Consider the following 4,297-nt stretch of genomic DNA (forward strand, 5'->3'; position numbering starts at 1 on the left):
GCCTCGACCGGCGGGATGCTCTCCGGCACCTCCGGCGGGGTCAGCTCGACCACGCGGTCGGCGAGCGCGACCAGCGCCGGCCGGTGCGCGACCACGATCACGGCCCGGGTCAGCCCGAGCTCCTGGACTGTGTCGGCGACGACCTGCTCGGTCAGCGCGTCGAGGTGGGCGGTCGGCTCGTCGAGCAGCACCCACGGGCGGTCGGCGAGCACGACGCGAGCCAGGGCCAGGCGGGCACGCTCGCCCGCCGACAGCGTCGCACCGTCCTCACCGAGCGGGGTGTCGAGCCCGGCCGGCAGGTCGCGCACCCGCTCCTCCAGGGCGACCCGGCGCAGCGCGTCCCACAGCCGATCCTCGGGTGCACCGGGCACCGCGAGCCGCAGGTTGTCGGCGACGGTGCCGGCGACGAAGACCGGCCGCTGCGGCAGCCACGCGATCTGGCTGCGCGCGGGCCCGCGCACCACACCGGAGGTCGGCTCCAGCAGGCCGGCGAGCACCGCGAGCAGGGTGGACTTGCCACACCCCGACGGCCCGGTCACGGCGGTCACGCCGCGGTCGGGCACGGTCATCGTCACTGCGTCGAGGGCGGGTACGGCGCGGCCGGGCCGCAGCACGCTCACCCCTTCGACCGACATCGGGCCGGCCCGGCGTACGCCGTCGGTGCGGTCCGGCTCCTCGACGAGGTCGCTCGCGGCCTCGAACGTCGCCACCCCCTCGGCGGCGGCGTGGAACTCCGCGCCTACCCGGCGCAGCGGCCAGTAGGCCTCGGGCGCGAGCAGCAGCACCACCAGCGCGGTCTCGAGGTCGAGGCTGCCCTGGGCGAGCCGGATGCCGACCGTGACGGCGACCAGCGCCACCGACAAGGTGGCGACCGTCTCGAGGATCGCGGAGGAGGCGAACGCGATCTTCAGCGTCTCCATCGTCCGGCGCCGGTAGCGGTCGGTGACCGCCCGGATCGTCGCCGCCTGAGCCTCGGCCCGGCGGAACGCGACCAGGGTCGGGAGCCCGCGCATCACGTCGAGGAAGTGGCCGGACAAGGACGCGAGCGCGCGCCACTGGGAGCGGGCGCGGTCCTGGGTGGCCAGGCCGACGAGGATGCCGAACACCGGGATGAGCGGCAGCGTGCCCACGACGATCAGCGCGCTCATCGGGTCCTGGGTGGCGATCGCCACCAGCGTGACGCACGGCAGCACCCCGGCCAGCACGAGCGCCGGGAGGTAGCGGGTCAGGTACGGCTCGGCGGCGCTGGCGCCCCGGGTGGCGAGCGTCGCGAGCTCGCCGGAGGACCGGCTGCCGTCCGAGCGCAGGATCGCGGCGACCACCCGGCGGCGTACGTCGGTGCCGACGACCGCGGCCGCCCGGGCGGCCATCGTGTCGGTCGTCCAGCCGGCCGCGGACCGGGCCAGGAAGACCAGCACCACGAGGGCCGACCAGCGACCGACGTCGCCGTCGTGCAGGGCCGCGAGGACGAGCTCGGTGACCACCCACGCCTGGGCGACCAGCAGGATGCTGCCGACCATGCCCGCGGCCAGGACGACCGCGAGCTGGGACCGAGCCGGAGCGAGCTGGCGCCGGAGCCGGGGGTCGCCCGGCCTCACCGGCCCGCGGTCTCCAGCTCAGCCTCGGGGATGTGGTGCTCCGAGATCCGCCGACGGAAGACCCAGTACGTCCACGCCTGGTAGGCGAGCACGATCGGGGTGAAGATCGCCGCGACGATCGTCATGACCTTGAGCGTGTAGTCCGTGGCGGACGCGTTCGTGGTGGTCAGCGAGTACGCCGCGTCGGTCGTCGAGGGCATCACGTCGGGGAACAGGCCGACGAACAGCCCCGCCACCGCGAGCGCGATCGCCGCGAAGGTGCCGATGAAGCCCCAGCCCTCCCGGCCGGCACGGGCCATCGCGATGCCGCCCACCAGGGCGGCCGCGGCCAGCACGTAGAACACCGCCGACCCGACGTTGCCGGTCTCGACCTGCGCCCAGATCAGGAACACCACCGCGGCGACGGCCGCGCCCAGCCCGAGCTTGACGCTCAGCGCCCGCGCCCGCACCCGGATGTCGCCGTCGGTCTTGAGCGCCAGGAACATCGCGCCGTGGGTGAGGAACAGCAGCAGGGTGACGACGCCGCCGAGGAGGCCGAAGGGGTTCAGCAGCGTGAACAGGTTGCCGGTGAAGTCCAAGGTCCCGTCGATCGGCACGCCGCGCACGATGTTCGCGAACGCGACGCCCCACAAGATCGCGGGCACGAACGAGCCGATGATGATCGACAGGTCCCAGCGGGCCTTCCACGACTGCTCGGGCCGCTGGTGGCGGTACTCGAAGGCCAGGTTGCGCACGATCAGCGCGACCAGGATCAGCAGCAACGGCAGGTAGAACCCGCTGAACAGCGTCGCGTACCACTCCGGGAACGCCGCGAACGTCGCACCGCCCGCGGTGAGGACCCACACCTCGTTGCCGTCCCAGTGCGGGCCGATGGTGTTGATCATCATCCGGCGCTCGCGCTCGTTGCGAGCGAGCACCGGCAGCAGCATGCCGACGCCGAAGTCGAATCCCTCGAGGGTGAAGTAGCCGATCCAGAGGACGGCGATCAGGGTGAACCAGACTGTGGTGAGCTCCATCGATCCGTCTCTCGCTTAGTAGGCGAACGCCAGGGGTCGGTCCTCGTCCTCGTCACTGCCGCGCAGTGTCGGGTTCGGAGGCTCCTCGAACGGGTCGGCGCCCTTCTTGACGTACTTGACCAGCAGGCCGACCTCGATCACGGCCAGCACGGCGTACAGCAGCGTCAGCACGATCACCGAGATCCACGCCTCGAGCTCGCTCACGCCCGGCGAGACGCCGTGCGCCGTGGTCATCAGCCCGAACACCGCCCAGGGCTGACGGCCCATCTCGGTGAAGATCCAGCCGAAGGAGTTCGCGGCGACCGCGAGCACCGGCAGCGAGATCACCGCCGGGCCGAACCAGCGCGCGGTCGGCGTACGGCCCTTGCGGGTCAGCCAGAGCACCACCGCCGCGGCGCCGGCCACCACGAAGCCGAGCCCGATCATGAACCGGAAGGACCAGTAGGTCACCGGGATGTAGGGCGTGAAGTCGCCCGGTGAGTAGTACGCCGCGCCCGGGTCCTGGCCGTACTCCTGCTGGTACTGCTCGCGCAGGTCGTTGATGCCCTCGACCGGCGCGTCGGTGTCGCCCTCGGCGAGGAAGGAGAGCACGCACGGCACGGTCAGCGACCACTTCTCGTCCTTGCCGTCGGGAGTGCCGATCGTGAACAACGAGAACGGTGCGCACCCGTTCGAGTCGGTCTCGTAGAGCGCCTCGGCGGCCGCCATCTTCATCGGCTGGACGTCGGTCATGATCTTGCCCTGGATGTCACCGGTGATCGAGACCGCGAGACCCGCGACCAGCGCGACCACGGCGCCCAGCCGGATGCCCATCCGGTACGTCGACCGATCGTGCTCGAAGCGCTTCCTCGTGTAGAGCCAGGCGCTGATGCCGAGGATGAACGCGGCCGCGGTCATGTACGCCGAGGCGACCACGTGCGGGAACGTGACCAGCTGGACCTTGTTGGTCATCACCGCCCAGAAGTCGGTGAGCTCCGCGCGGCCGGTGTCGGGGTTGTACTCGTAGCCGACCGGGTGCTGCATCCAGGAGTTGGCGGCGAGGATGAACCACGCCGAGGCGAGCGTGCCGATGTGGACCAGCCACATGCAGCTCGCGTGCAGCTTGCGCGGCACCCGGTCCCAGCCGAAGATCCAGATCCCCAGGAACGTGGACTCCAAGAAGAACGCCAGCAGCGCCTCCACGGCCAGCGGCGCACCGAAGATGTCACCGACGAACCGGGAGTAGTCCGACCAGTTCATGCCGAACTGGAACTCCTGCACGATGCCGGTGACGAGGCCGAGCGCGAAGTTGATCAGGAACAGCTTCCCGAAGAACTTGGCCAGCCGCAGCCACTCGGGTTTCGCGGTGCGCAGCCACATGGTCTCCATCACCGCGACGAGCAGCGAGAGGCCGATCGTGATGGGCACGAACAGGAAGTGGTAGACGGTGGTGATGCCGAACTGCCACCGTGCGACGTCGAGGATGTCCACGAGACGACCTTCGGTCCCCTCGCCGTTCCGCAGTCATGGTCTCTGGGCCCCAGGTCCGGGACCAAGGTCCCTAATTGCCCCGGGGCGCGAGACCTGCATCACGCCGGGACACCTCCGCGGTGCCGAACCGTCACCGAATTGAGACAGAAGCCCGTCCGAAAAGTCTCTCGCGCGGTGGTTGAGGAGGTTGCGCAGCAACCGTCTCGAAACCAC

3 protein-coding genes are annotated in these 4,297 nt (G+C 70.7%); all 3 read right to left on the reverse strand.

Translation table 11 applies throughout. The annotated features are described in order from the left end of the window. Nucleotides 1-1,598, reverse strand: a 1,598-nt coding sequence (gene cydD / locus VGD85_RS19505; RefSeq protein ID WP_331065095.1) for a thiol reductant ABC exporter subunit CydD, incomplete at its 3' end; no start/stop codon positions are given. Next, nucleotides 1,595-2,614, reverse strand: coding sequence for a cytochrome d ubiquinol oxidase subunit II (gene cydB, locus VGD85_RS19510; protein ID WP_331065096.1), 1,020 nt, complete (start codon nt 2,612-2,614; stop codon nt 1,595-1,597). The genes cydB and cydD, both read right to left, overlap by 4 nt. A 15-nt stretch (nt 2,615-2,629) precedes the next feature. Further along, nucleotides 2,630-4,084 carry a cytochrome ubiquinol oxidase subunit I gene (locus VGD85_RS19515; protein ID WP_331065097.1) on the reverse strand — a complete coding sequence of 485 codons (1,455 nt, stop codon included), beginning with the start codon at nt 4,082-4,084 and terminating at the stop codon, nt 2,630-2,632. Nucleotides 4,085-4,297: the final 213 nt, after the last annotated feature.

Source organism: Nocardioides sp., assembly GCF_036401255.1.
Lineage (GTDB): Bacteria > Actinomycetota > Actinomycetes > Propionibacteriales > Nocardioidaceae > Nocardioides.

Excerpts from the sequence above, each read along its gene's own strand:
- cydB (WP_331065096.1), bottom strand. The coding sequence starts at position 2,614 with ATGGAGCTCACCACAGTCTGGTTCACCCTGATCGCCGTCCTCTGGATC.